Raw genomic sequence first — 20,548 nt, 5'->3', positions numbered from 1 at the left:
ATCTTATCAAACTCATGAAATAAGATGACCAAGGAAGAGCGAGATGCAGGTGAAGTAAATCAGTAAGGCAACTAAATCTTTAATCGTTGTAATGATTGGTGCTGATCCTGCAGCTTGGTCGATTTTTAACTTGATTAAGATAAAAGGGACTAAAAAGCCCAGCAAGGATGCGACGGTCATCGTGGCAAAAAGGGCTAAACCAACTGCCAAACCTAACATCGGAAAACCTAGCCATATGGTCGCCATTAGCCCCGCCATAATTCCCATCAATGCGCCAATGGTCAAACCGACACGTAATTCCTTGAAAAAGTGCTCAAGGAAGTTCTCAATCTCAATATGCCCCAAAACCAAGCCTCGTGTAAAGACTGTTGAAGATTGTGTCCCAATATTTCCTCCCATGCCCATAATCAATGGGATAAAAATTGCCACCATTGCGATGGATTCTAAAGTTTGTTCAAAATTTTCAATGACTAAACCAGAAAGCATGCTTAACAACAAAGTGGCTAAAAGAAAGGGTAAACGTACTGCCAAAATTTTGTTTAATTTGCCATTAATAAGTAGCTTGCTGCGGTCCTCCTCTGTATCTTTTAAGTCGGATAAACCTGCTTGGTTCAAAATGTCTTCTGTTGCCTCTTCTTCAAGAATTTCCATTGCATCGTCGAAAGTTACTATGCCTACTAATTTATTAGTATCGTCCACCACAGCTAAAGCCAGAAGATCCAACTCTTTGACTTTTTGTGCCACCTTTTCTTGGTCCTCAGAAGTTTTAACAGAAATCGGTTGACGCGACATATGCTCATTAATGACTGCTGTTGGTGCCATCATCAAAAGTCGATGTAAAGTTATAAAACCAGTGAGCTTTAACTTCTCGTCAATAATAAACAAAATATAGATGTTTTCCTTGCGCGTGGCTTCCTCTGTGACTTTTGCCAACGCCTTTTCTTGGGTCATATCTTCTATCAAAGTTACAAATTCCGTTGTCATAATTCGACCGGCTGTTTCTGGGACATAAGCTTGGAGGTGGAGTGTTTCTGCTCTATTATCGGGTGTTAAAACACCCAGAAGACTCTTCACTCGTCTTTCAGGTAGTCGGTCAAAAAGTCTGACACGATCGTCTGACGACAGCTGATTGAGAAAAGTTTGCACCATTGGCGGTTGTAGCGCATCTAAAAGATTTTTTTGCTGCTGAGTGCCAAGAATTTTGAACAACGCCACTGCTTTATCTTCTGAAAGGACTTCAAAAAAAATGACCTGTTCATCTTGCTTTAGATGTTTAAAAATCTCTTTCAGTTCATGTCTTTGTAAATCTTTAAGAATAACTTGAAGTTTTTTAAACTCCTTCTTTTTAATGTAGAACCGGATTAATTCTTCCATATCATATACTCATTTCATTTTAATTTCCCTTCTAAATTCTAATATTTTTGCAAGAGAAAACCTAACAATATAAAAACTGAAGTGTATGATACACTTCAGTTTTTATTTTTTTCAGATTTATTTTCTCCCACGCATCACATAACCGCATATAAACCCAATCAATCCTACAGCGATGATGCCGTAGAACATGGGAATATCAATGTTAAAGAAAAGCATGTTAACACGAACAGGTGAGAAATTAAGAACCGCAAAAATTACGATGAGCAAAAGAATCAAGAGAACTAAAATTCTTTTGGGTGTAAAAAAGCTTTTTACTTTTTCCATGTATATACTTCCTTCCAAGGATTACTATACTGTTATTTTAGCATATTATAGTTACACATCTCAAAAATTCTCCTTACCAAATTTTCACTTTAAAGATTTCTTTAATACCTGATAGGATAAATGTTGGTAAAGCTGGCACAAAGAGTACAAGAAGATAAACAGATAAGCTCAATGGTGCAGTTCCCATGACAACATTGAAGAATGGAATTATTGTCACTAAAAATGAAGAGATACCTGCAAAGACAACAGCAAGGACTAAACGTGGATTGCCGAATGGATTTCTTCTGAAGAGAGTTTGTGAACTTCTTGCATCAAAAACATGCCACAACTGACCATAAACAAGTGTTAAGAAGGCCACCGTTTGTGCTTCGTTACTTGACATGCCTTGTTTTGCTGCCCAAACAAAGGCTACAAAGACCATCAAGCCCATAATTGTGCCTCGGATCAAGACTCTTGACCACGTGTAGTTGGCTAGGACAGATTCTTTAGGGTCACGTGGTTTTTCGTTCATAATGTCTGACTCAGCGACATCGTATCCTAGAGCGAAAGAAGGCACGGCATCACTGACCATATTGACCCAAAGTACCATTAAGGCTGTTAAAGTTGGTGTGGTATAGTCAACATTCCCGATACTTACAGTGAAGAAAAGTAAGCCTAATATCAAGGAAAGTACTTCTGCGACATTCGTCGTTAATTCGTGACGGATAAAGTTCTTAATATTGGCATAAATAGTTCTACCATTTTCGACTGTTTTTTCAATCGTTGTAAACTTATCATCAAGCAATATCAAGTCAGCAGAATCCTTGGTTACTTCAGTTCCTGCGATTCCCATGGCAATTCCAATATCAGCTGCTCTCAGAGCTGGCGCATCATTAACACCATCTCCTGTCATACCCACAACTTCCCCGTGCTTTTGAAGTTGCTTAACAATCCTTTGCTTGTGTTCAGGGGAAACACGCGCATAGACATTTGTTGTTTTAACGACATCATAGAGCTCTTCATCTGTCATTTCTTCAATTTCGATACCTTTGATGACTTTAGCCTCTTTGGATTTTACAATGCCAAGATTATAAGCAATAGCACGAGCTGTATTTTCGTGATCACCTGTAATCATAACGACTTCGACACTTGCCTCTTGCAATGTTTTAACAGAAGCTTTGACTTCTTCACGCGCAGGGTCAATAATTCCTGCAACCCCCGTCAGGATAATATCTTTTTCTAAATCTTCTAGCTGACCTTGTTCTGCTTCTTCCTTACTGAGGATACGGTATCCTACCGCCAAGGTACGCAAAGCTTCATTGGCATAATCATTTACAGTCGTGATAAATTTTTGCTTTTCACTTTCTTCGGTATTTAATTCACCATCAATCAAAAGGGCGCGGCTTTTCTCAACCAGAACATCTGGCGCTCCCTTGATATAGAGAAGATAGTTGTCGCCTTTCTTGACAATGACACTCATTGTTTTACGGTCACTAGTGAAAGGTAGCGTCCGGATGAGCTCATGTGATTCTAAAAGTTGAGTTTTTGTGCGGCCAGCTTTTTGCCCCAAAACAGTCAAGGCAATTTCAGTTGGATTACCAAAAGGCACGTATTTTCCTTCGACTTCTTTGAGAGCAGACTCGTTACACAAAAGTGCACCTGCAATAAAGGCCGAATATGAAGACTCTTGCTCTTCATCAGAAAGACTACGAATTTCCCCTTCTGGAGTATAGCCCAGACCAGAAACTTCATAGTACTGTCCGTTTGTATAGAAATGTGTAACGGTCATTTCATTTTTGGTAAGTGTTCCTGTTTTATCTGAACAGATGTAGGAAGTACTTCCTAGTGTTTCCACACTGTTAAGAGACTTGATAAGCCCCTTATTCTTCGCCATTTTGGCAGCGCCAATCGTTAAAACAATCGAAAGCACAGCAGGTAGAGCATCAGGTATAGAGGCTACAGCTAAGGCGATTGAGGTTGATAAAACAGATGTAATTGATGCTATGCTTAATTCACCAGCTTGGATGATACCCACTACGAGGGTAAAGACAACAATACCGGCTGAAACTTGCATCAAGGTTTTGGTTAACTTATGAACCGTATTTTGCAGTGGCGACGTCCTGTTTTCAACTGCTTGAATCAGTTTGGCAATTTTACCAAGTTCAGTATGTTCCCCAACAGCCACAACTATCCCTAAACCTTGTCCACCAGAAACGCTTGAACCGGAGAAGCCCATATTATGACGATCACCTAGTTCTGTCGTCTCGAAAATAGCATCTGTGTGCTTGCTAATCGCATCTGCTTCGCCAGTCAAATGCGACTCGATAACTTGGAGCTCATTGGTTTCAATCCAACGGACATCTGCTTCGACAAAGTCTCCAATTGAGGCTTTTACGATATCCCCTGTGACAAGCTCTGTTGAAAGTATTTTTTCAAATTGACCATTTCGTAACACAGTAACATAACGATTGTTCATCTCTTTTAATGCGTTCAAACTCTTACGTGCACTAATTTCTTGATAAAAGCCTAAAAAGGCATTTATGATAATTAAGATTAAGATAGCAATCGCTTCATATAGTGCCTCCATCCCATGCTTACTATCATTTTGAAATTGAAAAGCGTAGTAAGAACTAGCAAAGGACAGAGCTACCGCACCAAGTAAAACAATAACGATAGGTTCTTTAAAACTTTTGAGGAACGTAGCTAAGTATGATTCTTCCTCTTCATCCGGAAGTTTATTTTCTCCATGAAGCTCCCTTTGTTTCAATATTTGTTCATGATTTAAGCCAGTCTTAGTATCAACTAAAAACTCCTCAATAACTTCTTCTTTTGCTTTTTTATAAAATTCCAAAAGCTTCCTCCTTGTATTTTCGACAGTTAGGTCTACACTTCATTTTTTTCCAAGAGCGTAGCAATCGAAAAAAAAGAATGTAAACAAAAAGGGCACAAGCTATCAAAAAATCTCCTCCTTACCCTCAGAGGAAATCTCTTGAAGCTTGCGCCCAACCTATATTGTCTCTTTAATTGTTATGAATTTAGTACGTTTTACTAAATCTACTCTTTTATTATAACATATAATTTTAAATTTTTTAAGAGTTTTTTTGATTTTTTGATTTTTAAAAAGGTTAAAAGCAAAACAAAAAGGCCTTCACTGTTTGTGATAGCCTTGGATGTTTAATCTTAGTTAAGCACTCCAGGAAACGAATTGTAATTCACTTCCTATTAGTTATAAACAACCCAGCTTCCTGCAGGGAGTTTACTTGCCATTTCGATTTGTTCAGCAAGAGTCATGCCAGCGTATTCACCGTGGCCTAACAATTGGAACGCACCGTATGCACCTGAACTTGCATTTGCAACATCTGCACGTCCATTAGACTCATGTTCAATAATATATGCCCATTCGCTTGCAGAATATCCTGCTGCGTTGGCAGTATTAGAAATCATGTAGTTAGCAAGGGCTTCAATATTTACTTGACCAGAAGTTTGACCTAAGTCAAGTCCTGATACAGTTTGTGCTACTTTAGATTTAGCAGGTTGTGTTTCAACTTTTTTGGCAGTTGTAGGAGTTGCTGAAGCTTTTCCTAACAAAATGTTGTTAACTTCTGTTTGTACGTCTTCAAAGTCAAAACCTTTGTTTGTCAACATTGTGACACGATCTTGACCTGTACCGTAGTTACCGTTAATAACTTCAATTGCAACATCATGTGTAGTTTGTTTCGGTGTGTCCGCGTGGGCCATACCAGTACCGATAAACATGAATGAAGCAATAACACCAGTTGAAATAGCAACTTTACTGAATTTCATTTAGACCTTTCAATTTCGCCACTAAGAATATTCCATAGAGTTAAAGCTCAATTACGAACCCCCGTATATACTCTATCATCATGGTTACTTCCCATACACATCATAAAGTCTTGAACGCTTGTGTAGGATTACCGTCAGCAGTTTAACGTCATTGCACGCTATGGACGTTTGTTATAAGGAGCCTTCAAATCTCTGCTGCTTGCGAAATTACATATCTTTGAAAGCTCACGGTTTAAAATGTATAAGTTCACTCAGAAGAAAATAAATTTTCAAAGTCAAATTCATTTCCTTCATGAGGGACTCATTATATGACCTTTACCTTAAACATAACTTAAAATAAACAGAACAAAAAAAGAAAGCGAAAACATTTGTAAACAAAATATTCAGAAAATTTATTCTACAAAATGGAAAAAATGTATAATAAAAACCCCTATTTAATGCGCTTCTTATTTTAAAAAAATTAACCATGTCTTTTTTTGTATTTAAATACATTAAAAATTTTTGCTAATTAAATTAAGTAATTTTTTCAATATTTTTAGTTTCAGTTAAGACAAGAAGATTTTAAACCACTTTCTTAATAAAAATTAAGGAGAAATTGCTCTTGTTTTCATTCTTTTATTTCCATATTTTTTTATACTATATATTGGACTTAAAACACTTTTATAGCTCATTATCATTGATGTTTAAGGAATTCATCTCGAAAACTTCTTTTTCTAATGTGAGAGGTAGCTAATAGAAATAATTTTTTCTTACCCATATGTTGGAATAATTTTCTTAAACTACCAATAATGGTATTTATTTTAATCTTGAACAAATTATTGTGTGACTTTTTCTCATAATGGTATTTGTTCTCTTTTTCATAATATTTTTCCTTGTTTTTATGCACTTGTTCTTCTTATTTTTCTAAATCTTGTTTTCACTAAGAAATTCCATCTCGTTCTCCTCTCATTACCTTATATAACATTATAATTACAAATCATTGCTTATATAGAAAAACTCCACATCTGCGGGCAAAGAACCAAAGCACAGATATGGAGCGATCAAATAAAGGTGTATACTGAAATAAAGGATTCAGTATTTACCTTATCTATATTATAGCACTAAAGTAAGCGTTAACAAAGAGAGTTGCAACTGTCAAAAGCGCAGGAACAAAGCAAAAATCCCCCTATGGAGAAAGGGGGACATCAAGGTTATATCCATGGGTTGGATATTTATTATGAAAAATCAAAATTATACTAGGGTTTGAATATAATTAGGACATTATCAATTTTAGCATGGTCTCCCTGAAAATAAAAATAATAATCAAGGAAGTTTAGAATGCTAAAATTTAAAAAGTATGTACACTAAGTTGGAGCATAGAAAACAAAAACAGCTCAACCACAAGGGTTAGAGCTATTTTCATTTATTCATCTTAAACTGAAGATACAAATCATTATAAATACCTGTCCAATATGGACTGAGATTAACATAAGCTTCATCTTCTTTTATCAGAGCTTCATCAGGATAATAAGACTTGTCTTCACGAACTTCTGCAGGCAAGAGTGCTTCTGCTTTAACGTTAGGTGTTGAATAGCCAACGTATTCAGCATTGGCCGCTGCATTTTCTGGTTCTTGCATGAAGTTGATAAAGGCATAGGCCGCTTTAGTATTTTTACTTGTTTTTGGGATAGCCAAGTTATCATACCAAATGTTTGTTCGGGCAGGGACCACATAGTGTAAATGTTCATTGCTTGAAGTCATTTCGGATGCTTGTCCACTATAAACGACAGATAACGGTGTTTCGTTATTAATCATATAACTCATGATTTCGTCTCCGAGAATAGCTTTAACATTGGGTGTGAGCTGTAGGAGCTTGTCATAAGCACGATCAATCTCTGACTGGTTCGTCGTATTCACAGAGCTTCCTGTAGCGATTAAGCCCATCCCCATCACATCTCGACTACTATCTGTGAGGAGGATCGAATTTTTGTAGTCTTTAGACCAAAGGTCTTCCCATTTTGTGGGTGGCTGAGTGATGTATTTATCATTATATACAATCCCCAAAGTCCCCCAGAAATAAGGCACAGAATAAGTATTTTTAGGGTCAAATGCCGCATCCAAGAGCTTCGGATTATCATAATTAAGATTTTTAATCTTGGTGTGATCTAAAGGAAGCAAAAGATTTTCTTTGGCCATTTTTTGCACCATGTATTCGCTGGGCACAACAATATCATAAGCAGTACCGCCTTGTTTAACTTTAGAATACATGGCTTCATTGGAGTCAAATGTCACATAATTAACCTTATAGCCGGACTCTTTTTCAAACTTTTTGAGAAGCTGCGGATCGATATATTCGCCCCAGTTAAAAATCGTCAAGCTATTGGTAGAGGTTGAAATACCTGTCGCAGCGGACATTCTCCAAGCTGTAACCCCAAGAAGAACAGTAATTGCTAAAATCCCTGACAAGAAATAGATTAATTTTTTCAAGATAACTGTCCTTTCTTAAGTAATATTTGGCGTTTTTCCGGCAGTATCTGATTCTCTCATGATTATATAATACCCTATAACCAGTAAGATTGAGAAGAGAAATACAATTGCGGATAGTGCATTGATCTCAAGGGAGATTCCTGCACGAGCACGTGAATAAATCTCGACAGACATTGTCGTAAAGTCATTTCCTGTGACAAAGAAGGTAACGGCAAAGTCATCTAAGGAATAAGTGAAGGCCATAAAGAACCCAGCGATGACACCAGGTGTCAAATAGGGCAGAATCACTTCTCTTAATGCTTGAGTCTGCGTTGCCCCCAAATCATAGGCAGCCTCAACTAAAGATTTATCCATCTCTTGGTAAAGTGGCAACACCATCAAGACAACAATCGGAATAGAAAAGGCGATGTGGCTCAACAAAACTGAGGCAAAGCCAAGTTTCATTCCTACTAAGGTAAAGAGAATCAAGAAACTTGCACCAATAACAACGTCAGGCGATACAATCAAGACATTGTTTAAGCCTAAGAAAGTCGTCTTACCCTTGGCTTTAAGATTTTCGATAAACATGGCACCAAAAGTTCCAATGATTGTGGCAATTAAAGCACTCAAGAAAGCCAAGAAAAAGGTTTGTACGACAATCAAAATTAAACGGCTGTCTTGAAAAAGTTCTTTAAAGTTATCTAAGGTAAAGCCTGTAAATTGATTCATATCCCCGCCTTCGTTAAAGGCATAAAAAATCAAGAAAAAGATTGGGGCATAAAGGATAAAGAGCACGAAGCCCAGATAGATTTTTCCGACACGGTTTTTACTGCGCATTAGCTACCCACCTTTCTTTCTCTTGTCATTAACATAATAATCATCATCGCAAAAACTAAGATGATGGCAATGGTTGAACCCATCCCCCAGTTTTGGGTGGTGAGGAAATGTTCTTCAACTGCAGTACCTAATGTTATTACCTTATTTCCGCCAATCAAGCGTGTCAGCATGAAAAGTGACAAGCTCGGAATAAAAACAGCTTGGACACCTGAGCGTACACCATTGAGCGATAAAGGCCAAACCACATGAATAAAGGTTTGCCACCGTGTTGCACCTAAATCATAACTGGCTAAGACGAGGTTTTCATCCAAATCCTCAAGAGCATTAAAAATAGGCAACACCATGAAAGGAATAGAAATATAGGTTGCTACAAAGATAAAGCTAAAGTCTGTAAACAATATCTGTGGTCGGCCAAGTCCGATAAATTGTAAGAAACTATTCACAGAGCCATACTTTCCGAAGATACCAATGAAAGCATAAGCTTTCAGCAGTAAATTCACCCAAGTGGGCAAGATAATTAACATCAAGAGAAGCTGTTTGTGCTTGAGTTTCGTTAACACATAGGACACAGGAAAGCTAATCAAGAGTGTAACGACTGTAATGATGAGGGCATAGAGGATCGAATTCCAAGTCATCATCAGATAAGTTGAGCTTGTAAAATACTGGCTGTAGTTAGAAAAGGTAAACTGTCCTTGAATGTTGAAGAAAGATTGCCAAAGCAAGAGGATAAGAGGTGCTACTACGAACAGTCCCACCCACAGGAAATAAGGAACAGAGAAGAGTCTTTTGGTCATTCTTCTTCCTCACTTTCCCCGTTTTCTTGCTTATGCAAAATATCGTTTACAGCTTGCGCCAGCTCAGTCAAATCCATTGTATTTTCCAAGGCTTCCTGAACAGCATCCATGATGGCTGCCTCTTCTTCTGCAGCTTCTTCTTCGACCGCATTGGCGATACCGATAGTTTGCTCTTCTTCCTCAACATACTCTTCGATACGCGCATCAAATTCTTCTTCGGTCTCATCAAGACGCATAATGTGTATAGCTTCAGGCTCAAAGTTCAAACCAACCGTTTCTCCAACTAAGGCCTTGTGGGTGGAGTGAATCAGCCATTCGTTACCAAAATCATCATAAGCCACAATCTCATAATGCACCCCACGGAAGAGTTGTGTATCGACTTTCACATTGAATTTTCCTTCATCTGGCAAGGTGAACTCAATATCTTCAGGACGAATGACCACCTCAATCGGCTCATTAGGCCGCATTCCGCCATCAACAGCTTCAAATTGTTGACCGTTGAACTCGACAAGATAGTCCTCAATCATGCGGCCATTGATAATATTTGATTCACCAATGAACTCGGCCACAAAATGGTTAATCGGTTCGTCATATATATCGGTTGGTGTGCCTGACTGAACAATTTCCCCCTCATTCATAATGAAGATCCAGTCGGACATGGCCAAAGCTTCTTCCTGATCATGAGTCACAAAAATAAAAGTGATACCCAGGCTTTGTTGCAACTCACGCAGTTCATATTGCATATCCTTGCGGAGCTTCATATCCAAAGCCGACAGGGATTCATCCAGCAAGAGAACTTTGGGTCGGTCAATAATGGCGCGTGCAATAGCAACACGTTGTTTCTGCCCCCCAGAGAGTTTACTGATGGCACGTTTCTCGAAGCCTTCTAGTTGCACAAGCTTAAGCGACTCAGAAACACGTTGTGCGATTTCTGATTTGTTCACTCCCTTGATTTTCAAAGCAAAAGCCACATTATCAAAGACCGTCATATTCGGGAATAATGCGTAAGATTGGAAAATCGTATGCACGTCACGCTTGTTTGTCGGGACATCATTGATACGCTGACCGTCTAGCAAAATATCTCCAGATGTAGCATCTAGAAGTCCAGCAATAATATTTAAAATCGTTGATTTACCTGAACCAGAAGCACCCAGTAAAGTATAGAACTTCCCCTCTTCAATCTCAAAAGTAATGTCTTTGAGCACTGTCGTACCACTATCTTCATAGGTTTTCGTTACATTTTTAAATTCAATGATGTTTTTAGTCATGGTTTCATCCTTCGTCTTGGATTTAGAGTTTTAATTGTTGGCAACCAACACCGGAATCTCAAAACCGGTGAAAGAAATAAGTTTTCGTTATTTGCAAATAGAGCTAAAAGTGAGCTACCTGATGGTAAATATCAATAGCATATTATAACGGCACCTGACGTTGAAAAACAAAAAATATCGTTTTTGTTTTTCAACTAATGAGGGCCTTTAAATGAACAACAGCATATTATGACGGCAAAAATCAAAAACGATATTTTTTTGATTTTTGACTAATGAGATGCTCAGGAAAGGTCCTATAGGACTTTCCGTCCATCATTAGCGCCTTCAGGCGCAATGATGGTAGCATATCAAAAAAATCCAAGTGTACACACACTTGGATTCACATTCAATCTTTGATTACATATAAAAAGCAGTCTTACTGCGGAGAGACCGAGTAGTCAACTTTTAGTACTCTTATTGATGCGCGCAAGCGTGTTTCTTGGGTGGAGTGTGAAGCTCCATAAGCAAAATAATTTGCTTAATCAATAAGGCAATAAAATTGCCAATCGGCTGTGACTCTGGCTGTCCGTATGGCCTTAGTTTTCGCTTGTTTACAGCAAAAATGAGTCCTATTTTCTGCTGAGCAGAAACTTTTATAATTATAACGTAAATTTTATGTCAATGCAAGAGTGAATTTTCTCTTTTCCTAGAGATTAGGCAAGATTTCATAGAGCTTGCCGTCTAGCATTTAGTGGCTTTAGCGACAAATGCTAGTAGCGAATTAAAAAATCAGAGAAGTCTCTGATTTCATTTTTTTATTTGTATCCTTTTAAAGTCAGGAATTCGACCTGTTTTTTACTTAATTCTAGCATATCAGCTACCGCTTCTAAGTCAAATTTCCCTGTAGACAAAAGGCGCTCTGCTGCGAGGTTTACACCAGACTTAATACCCAACTCAAGGACAGGATTTGTCTTGTCATTAGAATCCATGATGTACTTGTTATCTGGAAGATCAAAAAGAACTTTTACGGCACCAAAGAGTTGCTCAAAAGAATCAATTTCGACGTCGTGTACTTTTTTTCCTTGTGAAATACTGCGTCCGCGGTGATTAAACCACATTGTTTTCCAGCCACCGTTGTGACCGCCCATAACATCATTGTCGTAAGAGTCCCCTACATACAAAGTTGTCTCAGGATTCATGCCAAATTGTTGCGCAGCCAAGTTAAAGATTTCTTTTTCTGGTTTTTGGAAACCAGTTGCTTGCGAAACAATCACATGACTTGGTTCAACATAATCATACAAACCAAGTTTACGTACTTTTTTTAGCTGATGTTCTGTTGGGCCATTAGTAATCACACCTACTGGAATATTACGTTTTTTCAGAAAATCAAGTGTCAAACGCATTTCATCAAGCATCGTGATATTTTCCAATTCATATTCATAAATTTCTTGGAAATAATCTCCGGTAGCACGTGAAATTTCAGGATAGCCTAAATCTTTAAGTGTTTCATTTGTACGATAAAAACGGAAATACTCAATATCCCACTCGCCCGCAATTACTTTTGGGAAACCAAGGTCTGAATAGTGACGGTAGCGAATGTAAGCTTTGTTCATATCGGTCATGTCAAAGTCTGGGAAGACTTTCGAAATGGCACGTCTGAATGGTGCTTGCTGGTCATAAATTGTATCGTCAACGTCAAAAACTATTGCATTAATCATTTTTCTTTGTTTTTATCTTTCTAATTTCTCACCGATAATACGGACTTCTGCTTCTAGTGTTAATCCAGAATTTTCCTTCACATGCTCAATGACATAAGCAATCAAATTTTCGTAATCTGTAGCTGTACCCTGATCGACATTAACCATAAAGCCAGCATGCTTTTTAGATACTTCCACACCACCGATACGGTGCCCTTGCATACCTGCCTCTTGGATAAGCTGTCCGGCGAAATGTCCGGCAGGGCGTTTGAATACTGAACCACAGCTCGGATATTCGAGTGGCTGCTTACTTTCACGTAGTCCTGTTAAGCGGTCCATTTCCGCTTTGATAACTGAAGCATCACCAGCTTCAAGTTTAAACTGAGCTGATACAACAATCAAGTCCTCATCACGAATAACAGAATGACGATAGCCGAATTTCATTTCATCTGCCTCTAATACACGGAGATAACCTTCCTGGTCAATAACAGTACAATTGAGTAAAACATGGGCAATTTCACCGCTATAGGCGCCAGCATTCATAAAGACTGCCCCACCAACAGAACCAGGAATACCACATGCAAACTCGAAGCCCGTCAAGGCATGATCAAGTGCAACATGTGTGGTGTCAATCAATTTTGCGCCTGCTTCAGCTGTGATTACATTTTTATCTACTTTTACGTGATTCATTTTTTCAAGTAAAATCACTAAGCCACGAATACCACCATCACGAACGATTAAGTTGGATGCATTACCCAATACTGTAATTGGTGTTTCTGCTGCTCGTGCTAAGTCGAGAAGCTCGCTTAACTCTTCACTTGAAGCGGGAAAAGCAAGAAAATCTGCTGGTCCGCCAACTTTGGTGTAGGTGTAATTTGACAATGGCTCGTCATATTTGACAAGCAAATCAGGAAATTTTTCGAAATCAGATTTTTTTAGCATAGAACTATTTTACCACAAATTCATTCTAGGACGGTAAAAATTTATAAAACAGCTTGATGGTTTTTGTTTAACAATAACTCAGAATTCAAAACGGACTTAGGCACTCTGAAATTATACAATAACCTAAGGCGTATTGGACATAAAAAACCTGTCTTACGACAAGCCTCTTAAATTATCAAGTTGTTGAGCAAATATTTCAGGAATGTCGACCTGGAACTCAAGCAGTTCGCCCGTTGCAGGATGCTCAAAACCTAGGGTTTCGGCATGGAGAAATTGTCCCTTGTTTGGCGTTAAAGTTTTACTTGGGCCATAGAGAGGATCTCCAGCGATTGGGAAGCCAATATAAGCCATGTGTACACGTATCTGATGTGTACGCCCTGTTTCAAGCTCAAGGGCAACAAGAGTATATCCAGGGAAACGTTCCAAAACGGTAAAATGCGTTTTGGCTGGTTTTCCACCTGAAATCACAGCTTGTTTCTTACGCTCTTTAGGATTGCGACCAATCGGGGCTTCAATCGTACCTTTTTCATTTGGTAACTCGCCATGCACAAGTGCAAGATAACGGCGTTTATTTGTTTTTGCTTTGAGCTGTGCCGCTAAAGACTCATGTGCGGCATCATTTTTGGCAATTATCAGTAAACCGGAAGTATCCTTATCGATACGGTGGACAATACCGGGGCGAATCACACCATTAATAGAAGAAAGATCTTTGATGTGGTACATAATGGCGTTGACCAAAGTACCTGAAGCATGTCCCGCACTTGGGTGAACAACCATTCCTTGGGGCTTGTTAATTACTGCCACATCAGAATCTTCATAAACAATATCTAAAGGAATATCTTCAGCTTGGATATCAAGCACTTCAACTTCTGGTAATTCGTAGGCGATAGTTTCCCCTGCTTTTACTTTATATTTTGCTTTTTTTACTTGCCCGTCTACCGTGACTTTCCCATCACGAATCAGCTCTGTCAATACTGAACGTGAAGCATCACTCAAGTTTGCTAAAGCCTTGTCTAAACGAAGCCCCGCATTTGGCTCGTCAATAATTACTACTGTCATTTATTCTACCTCTTTGTCTAAAATAATCGCGATAAAGAGTACTACAAAACCTATTGAAAGCAGTATATCAGCGATATTAAATATTGGAAAATTGATGAAATCCGTCTGGAACATGTCTACCACAAAAGATTGTCGCACCCGGTCAATAAAGTTCCCTAGCGCTCCTGAAATAATCAAAGTCAGTGCGGCAAAGTACCAGTTTTGATTTATTTTTTTATTAAGGAAATAAAGGGCGGCTATAATCACGATTGGTGTCAAAATGAGGAAAAACCATTGTTTTCCTTCAAGAATCGACCAAGCTGCGCCTTCGTTTCGAAGATAGGTTAGGCTGAGGATACCAGGAATAAATTCCTTTTCTCCTCCCAATGGAATATTAGCAACAGTCCAAGCTTTCAATAGCTGATCTGCAAGAATACCGAGAAGTATTAAGCCAAAGGAGATTATTTTTTTCATACTCTTTATTATACTATATAGAGCCAATAAAAGATAATAGAAGTTCATATAGGAAGAAAATTGAGGAAAAGTCACAAAAAAATAACACTTTGGCTCAAGAAAGGCTACTTGGCCAAAAGTGTTATCTCCTCCTATCCGTTTCAACTTGCAAAATATTTTTGAATCATATTTTCGTATATTTTGATAAAGTCTAAAAAGCTATCTATAAGGACATACTCGTCAACAGCATGCGCTGTAGCATTTCCGGGTCCACAAACCACAATATCAAGATTAGGATTAGCTCTTACAAACTGTGAGGCGTCTGTTCCACCAGATACACCAACTTGTGGTGCTTTCTGCTGCAGATGTTCTTCCAAAACTTCAGAAGTTACTTTTACTATTTTTGAGTCTGGGCTACTTTTGACAGGGGCAACATTTTCGGTGACCTCTAAAGATAACTCTACTGCTTGCTCACGATTACATTCATCAATCAGCGCTTGAATATCCGCAATCAATTTTTCATTAGACAATGCGGGAATGGTACGGATTTTCACACCCATACTCGCGTTGGCCGGAACAGTATTAATCTGTTCACCACCATTAATCAAAGTCACGACTGGAATAGTTGAACCTAAAAGATCATCTTCTTCTGTAAGCTTATCAAAATATGCTTTTTGTTTATCATAAAACTTAAGTAAACCTTCGATGGCATTTTGACCCAGCTCTGGCATTGAGCTATGTGCAGCCTTGCCTTTGGCATGTACCTTATAGTTGACGGAACCTTTATGGCCAATAAAGATGAGACGCATCTCCCCGTCGAACTTCGGAATGTCGAGCGGAATCGTATCTTTCATTTGTTGCAATGTGGCGAAGTCTCCACCTGTTGGCTCACAGACAACTAAAGCTTCCATATCATCGGCATAACCAAGTTCTGCAAGCTGACCTGCTCCAAGTTCACCTTTTTCTTCACCCACAGTAGCGAGTAAGCGCACTCTCCCATTCAGAGGAACGCCACTTTCTTTGAGATTAATCATAGCTACAACGGCTGCAACAAGGCCAGACTTCATGTCTGTAGTGCCACGTCCGTACATTTTTCCCTCTTCGGTTATAGTCGCACTTAAAGGCGGATATGTCCACTTACTCTCATCTCCTAAAGATACTGTATCTTCATGCCCATCAAAACCTATTACCGGACCATTACCGTTTCCAATCTCGGCAACAAGACTGGCGCGTCCCTCGCTGTAAGGAATTATCTTGGTTGCAATATCATGCTCTTGAAGTAACGCACGCAAATAGTTCGCCACTTCTTCTTCGTTGCCATTGACCGAGTTGATTTGGACCACATCTTGTAATATTTTTATAGCATCTAAAGCCATTTTAATACCTCTTATCGTCTTTTTTAATACTTCTAGCTTATCACTATAGTAAGAGATATTGGGGTAAAAAAAGGCAGATGGGAAGCAACGAAAAAAGACGAATATTACTCGTCATTTTTGGTGATTAAAATATGTAGATAGTCCTCAATATCCTCGATTTCCCTTCGCGTGAGGAAAGGATGAACAAGGAATAACTGCGCTGGTTTTTTCAAATTACTGTGCTCACCCATAGCGCTTGTCGAAATAACAATGTCTACATTTTGTTCTGGTTCTGATAGACTTGTGATTATTTTTAAATTATAAAGATGACCAAATTGATTAAAAATTTGTCGGATTAACAATTTTTCTAGCATCTCGGACAAGTCAGTATCAATGAAGAGCGTGATTTCTTTTTCCTGAAACTGGACGGGCATAAAGAAGGATAAAGCCAATATATACTCGCCAATCAAATATTCTTCATTTAAAAAGAGTGTGAGTCCACTTTCTTGATATAGCTCAGCAAGGAGTTTTTTCAAAGACTGGCGCATGACTGGGAAAAAGTAAGACGACACGTTAATTGCATGGTGCCCAGACTCTGAGAAAATGATGTTTGAGAATAGGTCCGCATGCAAATGACAGGGATAAATATACCGCAAGAACAATCTTCTTTTCTCTTCAAAGAGTTTTCCTGTGTGGGTTTCCATTTTTTGCACCAAACGTTCTGTAGCTTCAAAGGCGGGTGTCCCTTCAAGAACACTCCAAAAATCGGGTGCCTTATGCTCAAGACTATTGTAAATTTTGCTCTTAGTCATGGCTTCAATCAGTAAAAAATCCACTTCATGTTTAGGAAAACCATAATTTTTGTAAAATAAAGCGTAAATATCCGTCTTCTCATCAATCCATTCACAAATCGAACGATATTTCTCCCAGCCTTCTTCCAAGTTTACTGAAAAGCCACGTTGATATCTGCTAAAATTTATGGCAAACATATAGGCAATTTGATAAGCTGTAAACTGATTCATCTGTAAGTCTATCTCAAGGCTTATTTGCGAAATCAAGTTAATGATTTTTTCTTTATTAACTCCTGAAAAAGGCCACTCATCGCCTCGGTAAAGGCGCCAAAAGAGAATATTTAACATTCCTCTGACTTGTTGTTCATCCCCTTGAAAAAGATACTGTTTTTTTCTGGTTACAACCTTCACACCTAGATTGGCCATCATTTGATTGGCACTTGCGATGCGCTTTTTAATCAAAGATTCGCTGACAAAGTTCTCCATAGCCAAGCGTTCCAGATTTGCATCTTTATTTAAAGCAATCGAAAAGAGAATCTTATAAATAATGATATTTTCGATGAGTTTCTGGCGAAATTTTCGATAATCACGCGCATCCTTAATTTCTAAAAGGTTTCCGCGCCCTTTTAATATTTTGAGATTGAGATTGTCAGAGTCAAAAGATCTTATCTCATGAAGTAAACTATTAATCAAACTGGTCGTACGTTTTGTACTGATCCCCAAAGTTTTTGCCATTTCTTCGGCATCAATCCAGTCGCCCTTCTCTTTCATAAGTTCCAAAAGTTTGAGCTCCAAACTCACACTATCTTCTATCGCTGTTATTTTCATTATAAATATCCCTTACTTTTTGAATGCCCTATCTCCTTATTATAACTCTAAATTTGTAAACATTACAGTTTTTAATCGCGCAGATAACGTGGAATGAACTTCCTCATTTCGACTTCATTATATCCTACCAACATCTTATTTTTACCAATAATAATGGGTGTAATCAAACATTCTGGATGCTCAGTGACGAAAGCAAGAGCTTCTTTAAAAGTTAATTTATTGAGTCCCATTAGGGCTTTCAAGGTCTTCTTTGAAGATGTTCGTGATTTTTTAGTAATTTCTGCAAAACCACCTTCAGATAGAGATAAAATTTCCAGTAAATCCGTTTCTGATATTTTTTCAATTCGGACATATTTCGCTTCTATCCCATAGTTCTGAAACCACGAATTTGCTTTTTGACTGGCGGTACAAGGTTTGCGGTAGTATACTCTAATCAAGGCTTCACCTACAATTCTTTCCGTTTCATGTATAGATAACTCTTCTATTTTATAATATTTAAAGCTGCAAAATAGTCACTTTACAGGAGATGGCAAAGCTCTTTTGTAACAAAAAAAAAGAGAGTAGACCCTCTTTTCTTTTATATATAAATGGTGAACTGAGTTACCTCAGGTATAACTCCAAAACGGGCGTGAATCGATGTGGTTCCTATCCCTGTATTGACATATAATTGTGTAATAGCATCAAGCTGGTATAAGCCCCGTGTATACTTCTCAGCCAGAACATTTTTTATCGGATAGAAGGGAATCCAGACCTGACCACCGTGACTGTGACCCGCTAAAACCAGCTGTGTATCTGTACCGATAAAAGCATCCGCCACATCCGGTTCATGTGTCATTGTGATGGCGTAATCATAGTTTTGACGGTAAGCAAGCGTATCGGATACCGAAGGATTTCCTAAAAGAGAATCGTCAAGTCCACCTAAGAAAACTTGGCGACCATCGCTCAATGTTAGAGTTTCTCCCTGATTTCTTAGCACGGTAAATCCACCCGCCGACATAACATCTTCATAGACACGGACAGCACCGCCACCATAATCATGATTGCCCCAAACGGCATACTTCCCAATATTTGCCTTAAAAGCTTTTAATTTTTCAATCATTGGTGCCATCTGTTCTGGATACTTGGAGTAATTATCAAACAAATCTCCTGTAAACAAAAGAATATCTGGGTTTTGGGCATTAACCTTCTCAATCACCTTATCTAAACGATTGGTTTCATAGTATTCAGAAACCTGCAAATCAGAGATTTGTACAACGTTTAGTGGTGTCCGCTCATTTTTCTTTCCCAGCTCGACATGATTGACATGCACAAGGAAGGGCTCAACTTTCCAAGCATAGAAAGGCAGAGCAACGATAAGCAATATCAATACGCTTATGATAGATAAGAGGATACGTTTCGTTTTCTTTTTAGTTTTTTTACTTGTTTTTGGAGGTGTTTTTGTTTTTGGGTTTTGCATAGTGTTTTATTATAGCATAAAAGAGTGTTACGTTTGTAGACACTCTTTTTATATCTTTTTATTTAAATATTAATAATTGTTATACTACTCCCAAACAACTTCACGACTATTATCAACTGCCGTTATCCAAGTTTGACCCGACTTGAGCGGGATTTTGTTTCCTTGATCGTCTGTGAAGCTGATATTTGTTTGTGCATTTGGTTTGGCCCAATTTCCTTCTTGGACTTTGCCGTTTTGGAAAATATAGGCCTTGCCTGTGCCAGTCGTTTCGATATCCATGTGGTTACCATCTGCGGATAGTTTTTGATTGACCATGATTGCAATGACTACATCTGGTGAAATTTGACCCTTTTCTCGGTCTTGATGTACTTCACCACCTTGGAAACGTTGATAGGTCTTGCTGGCTGTATCGTAATGATAGCTGACTTCAAAAATACCGGTAGAGACTGGAAGTCTGATAGCTTGAGCAGCTGGCAGGTCACTTTCTGTTTTATCTGACTTGAGTGCTTGTCTGTCCCAGCTTTGGAAATCAGATTTCTTCTTATCTAGCTTGGTCATGTACTTGTCCAAACCACTCATTTTCGTATACATATTATGTGGTGCTACGCGGTCCTCAGAACGCCAGAAAATACCCTCAGGTGCTTTAAATTGATCTAAGTCTGCGACATAATCACCCGACTTAACCATGTCTAAGGCTAACTCTGAGCCACCCACGTGAGCTAAGCCAGCATCAAAACCTGCTGCCCACTCCACAAAGTAAGGACGAATAGAACGCACAGGGCCAATCAAATCAGGCTGTGCTTCCTGATAAAGGGCCACAAAGCGTGTTATGCCTCCTTCAGCGACAGCTTCAAAAACCACTCCCGCATCTTTAAGGCCGGATTGCGGTCGCGCTTCTGGTGAATTTTCCACCATCACAGCAGTTATCGGACGTTTTGCCTTATCAGCTGTCGTTTCAAGGCCTGTAAGTTCTGAGCGTACAGGACCTGATTTTTCCTCTTGTTTTACTTCTTCTTTTGCCGTTTTTGGAGCAAAGACCTTTGTCTGCCAAAGGAATAGCCCAACTGCACCGACTAAAAGAGCGATGATGATAGCGATTACTTTTTTCTTCATAGTTTTATTATATCAGAAAAGTCCTTTCTTTCACCATTTTAGTCTTCTAAGTAAGTTAAAAGCCTCATCAA

At 38.6% G+C, this 20,548-nt stretch carries 17 protein-coding genes; all 17 read right to left on the bottom strand.

Annotated elements, in window-relative coordinates:
• Nucleotides 1-12: 12 nt before the first annotated feature.
• On the bottom strand, nucleotides 13-1,374 hold the full coding sequence (gene mgtE, locus J0J33_RS06925) for a magnesium transporter (protein ID WP_206889021.1): 1,362 nt from the start codon (nucleotides 1,372-1,374) through the stop codon (nucleotides 13-15).
• 117 nt (nucleotides 1,375-1,491) lie between these two features.
• Nucleotides 1,492-1,698 (bottom strand): hypothetical protein, encoded by a 207-nt coding sequence (locus J0J33_RS06920; RefSeq protein WP_019292723.1) that lies wholly within the window; start codon nucleotides 1,696-1,698, stop codon nucleotides 1,492-1,494.
• Nucleotides 1,699-1,771: 73 nt separating this feature from the next.
• Entirely contained in the window at nucleotides 1,772-4,528 is a 2,757-nt protein-coding gene (locus J0J33_RS06915) for a cation-transporting P-type ATPase (RefSeq protein ID WP_206921637.1), read from the bottom strand.
• A gap of 371 nt (nucleotides 4,529-4,899) precedes the next feature.
• Entirely contained in the window at nucleotides 4,900-5,481 is a 582-nt protein-coding gene (locus J0J33_RS06910; protein WP_206889003.1) for a transglycosylase, read from the bottom strand.
• 1,398 nt (nucleotides 5,482-6,879) lie between these two features.
• Complete coding sequence (locus tag J0J33_RS06905; protein WP_165716743.1) at nucleotides 6,880-7,947, bottom strand: ABC transporter substrate-binding protein; 1,068 nt, start codon at nucleotides 7,945-7,947, stop codon at nucleotides 6,880-6,882.
• Nucleotides 7,948-7,962: 15 nt separating this feature from the next.
• A complete protein-coding gene (locus tag J0J33_RS06900; protein WP_017370221.1) occupies nucleotides 7,963-8,763 on the bottom strand; it encodes an ABC transporter permease in 801 nt (266 codons plus the stop codon).
• Nucleotides 8,763-9,557 carry an ABC transporter permease gene (locus J0J33_RS06895; RefSeq protein WP_206889001.1) on the bottom strand — a complete coding sequence of 265 codons (795 nt, stop codon included), beginning with the start codon at nucleotides 9,555-9,557 and terminating at the stop codon, nucleotides 8,763-8,765. The genes J0J33_RS06900 and J0J33_RS06895 overlap by 1 nt, the downstream gene beginning before the upstream one ends.
• Nucleotides 9,554-10,825 carry an ABC transporter ATP-binding protein gene (locus J0J33_RS06890; RefSeq protein WP_017370223.1) on the bottom strand — a complete coding sequence of 424 codons (1,272 nt, stop codon included), beginning with the start codon at nucleotides 10,823-10,825 and terminating at the stop codon, nucleotides 9,554-9,556. Before J0J33_RS06890 ends, J0J33_RS06895 begins: the two co-directional genes overlap by 4 nt.
• Nucleotides 10,826-11,619: 794 nt before the next feature.
• Nucleotides 11,620-12,522: an HAD family hydrolase gene (locus tag J0J33_RS06885; protein ID WP_019335567.1), complete on the bottom strand. Its 903-nt coding sequence runs from the start codon at nucleotides 12,520-12,522 to the stop codon at nucleotides 11,620-11,622.
• Nucleotides 12,523-12,534: 12 nt separating this feature from the next.
• Entirely contained in the window at nucleotides 12,535-13,443 is a 909-nt protein-coding gene (murB, locus tag J0J33_RS06880) for a UDP-N-acetylmuramate dehydrogenase (RefSeq protein ID WP_206888999.1), read from the bottom strand.
• 153 nt (nucleotides 13,444-13,596) lie between these two features.
• On the bottom strand, nucleotides 13,597-14,502 hold the full coding sequence (locus tag J0J33_RS06875; protein ID WP_206921636.1) for an RluA family pseudouridine synthase: 906 nt from the start codon (nucleotides 14,500-14,502) through the stop codon (nucleotides 13,597-13,599).
• The gene (lspA, locus tag J0J33_RS06870; RefSeq protein ID WP_206921635.1) at nucleotides 14,503-14,955 is read right to left on the bottom strand and encodes a signal peptidase II; all 453 of its coding nucleotides are present in this window, start codon (nucleotides 14,953-14,955) and stop codon (nucleotides 14,503-14,505) included.
• Between the two features lie 140 nt (nucleotides 14,956-15,095).
• On the bottom strand, nucleotides 15,096-16,310 hold the full coding sequence (locus J0J33_RS06865) for an ArgE/DapE family deacylase (RefSeq protein WP_206888994.1): 1,215 nt from the start codon (nucleotides 16,308-16,310) through the stop codon (nucleotides 15,096-15,098).
• 104 nt (nucleotides 16,311-16,414) lie between these two features.
• Nucleotides 16,415-17,908 (bottom strand): helix-turn-helix domain-containing protein, encoded by a 1,494-nt coding sequence (locus J0J33_RS06860; protein WP_206888992.1) that lies wholly within the window; start codon nucleotides 17,906-17,908, stop codon nucleotides 16,415-16,417.
• Nucleotides 17,909-17,979: 71 nt separating this feature from the next.
• A complete protein-coding gene (locus J0J33_RS06855; RefSeq protein WP_206889176.1) occupies nucleotides 17,980-18,393 on the bottom strand; it encodes an ArsC/Spx/MgsR family protein in 414 nt (137 codons plus the stop codon).
• A 92-nt stretch (nucleotides 18,394-18,485) separates the two neighbouring features.
• Complete coding sequence (locus J0J33_RS06850) at nucleotides 18,486-19,364, bottom strand: metallophosphoesterase (protein ID WP_206888982.1); 879 nt, start codon at nucleotides 19,362-19,364, stop codon at nucleotides 18,486-18,488.
• 84 nt (nucleotides 19,365-19,448) lie between these two features.
• The gene (locus J0J33_RS06845) at nucleotides 19,449-20,477 is read right to left on the bottom strand and encodes a DUF3048 domain-containing protein (RefSeq protein WP_206921634.1); all 1,029 of its coding nucleotides are present in this window, start codon (nucleotides 20,475-20,477) and stop codon (nucleotides 19,449-19,451) included.
• Between the last annotated feature and the right edge of the window lie 71 nt (nucleotides 20,478-20,548).

Source organism: Lactococcus sp. LG1267, assembly GCF_017309545.1.
GTDB classification, from domain to species: Bacteria; Bacillota; Bacilli; order Lactobacillales; family Streptococcaceae; genus Lactococcus; species Lactococcus petauri.
This window is presented reverse-complemented; position numbering and strand designations above follow the sequence as displayed.

Coding starts and splice junctions, on each gene's coding strand:
- mgtE (WP_206889021.1), bottom strand. CDS start 1,374: ATGGAAGAATTAATCCGGTTCTACATTAAAAAGAAGGAGTTTAAAAAA.
- J0J33_RS06920 (WP_019292723.1), bottom strand. CDS start 1,698: ATGGAAAAAGTAAAAAGCTTTTTTACACCCAAAAGAATTTTAGTTCTC.
- J0J33_RS06910 (WP_206889003.1), bottom strand. CDS start 5,481: ATGAAATTCAGTAAAGTTGCTATTTCAACTGGTGTTATTGCTTCATTC.
- J0J33_RS06900 (WP_017370221.1), bottom strand. CDS start 8,763: ATGCGCAGTAAAAACCGTGTCGGAAAAATCTATCTGGGCTTCGTGCTC.
- J0J33_RS06895 (WP_206889001.1), bottom strand. CDS start 9,557: ATGACCAAAAGACTCTTCTCTGTTCCTTATTTCCTGTGGGTGGGACTG.
- J0J33_RS06890 (WP_017370223.1), bottom strand. CDS start 10,825: ATGACTAAAAACATCATTGAATTTAAAAATGTAACGAAAACCTATGAA.
- J0J33_RS06885 (WP_019335567.1), bottom strand. CDS start 12,522: ATGATTAATGCAATAGTTTTTGACGTTGACGATACAATTTATGACCAG.
- murB (WP_206888999.1), bottom strand. CDS start 13,443: ATGCTAAAAAAATCTGATTTCGAAAAATTTCCTGATTTGCTTGTCAAA.
- J0J33_RS06875 (WP_206921636.1), bottom strand. CDS start 14,502: ATGACAGTAGTAATTATTGACGAGCCAAATGCGGGGCTTCGTTTAGAC.
- lspA (WP_206921635.1), bottom strand. CDS start 14,955: ATGAAAAAAATAATCTCCTTTGGCTTAATACTTCTCGGTATTCTTGCA.
- J0J33_RS06865 (WP_206888994.1), bottom strand. CDS start 16,310: ATGGCTTTAGATGCTATAAAAATATTACAAGATGTGGTCCAAATCAAC.
- J0J33_RS06860 (WP_206888992.1), bottom strand. CDS start 17,908: ATGAAAATAACAGCGATAGAAGATAGTGTGAGTTTGGAGCTCAAACTT.
- J0J33_RS06850 (WP_206888982.1), bottom strand. CDS start 19,364: ATGCAAAACCCAAAAACAAAAACACCTCCAAAAACAAGTAAAAAAACT.
- J0J33_RS06845 (WP_206921634.1), bottom strand. CDS start 20,477: ATGAAGAAAAAAGTAATCGCTATCATCATCGCTCTTTTAGTCGGTGCA.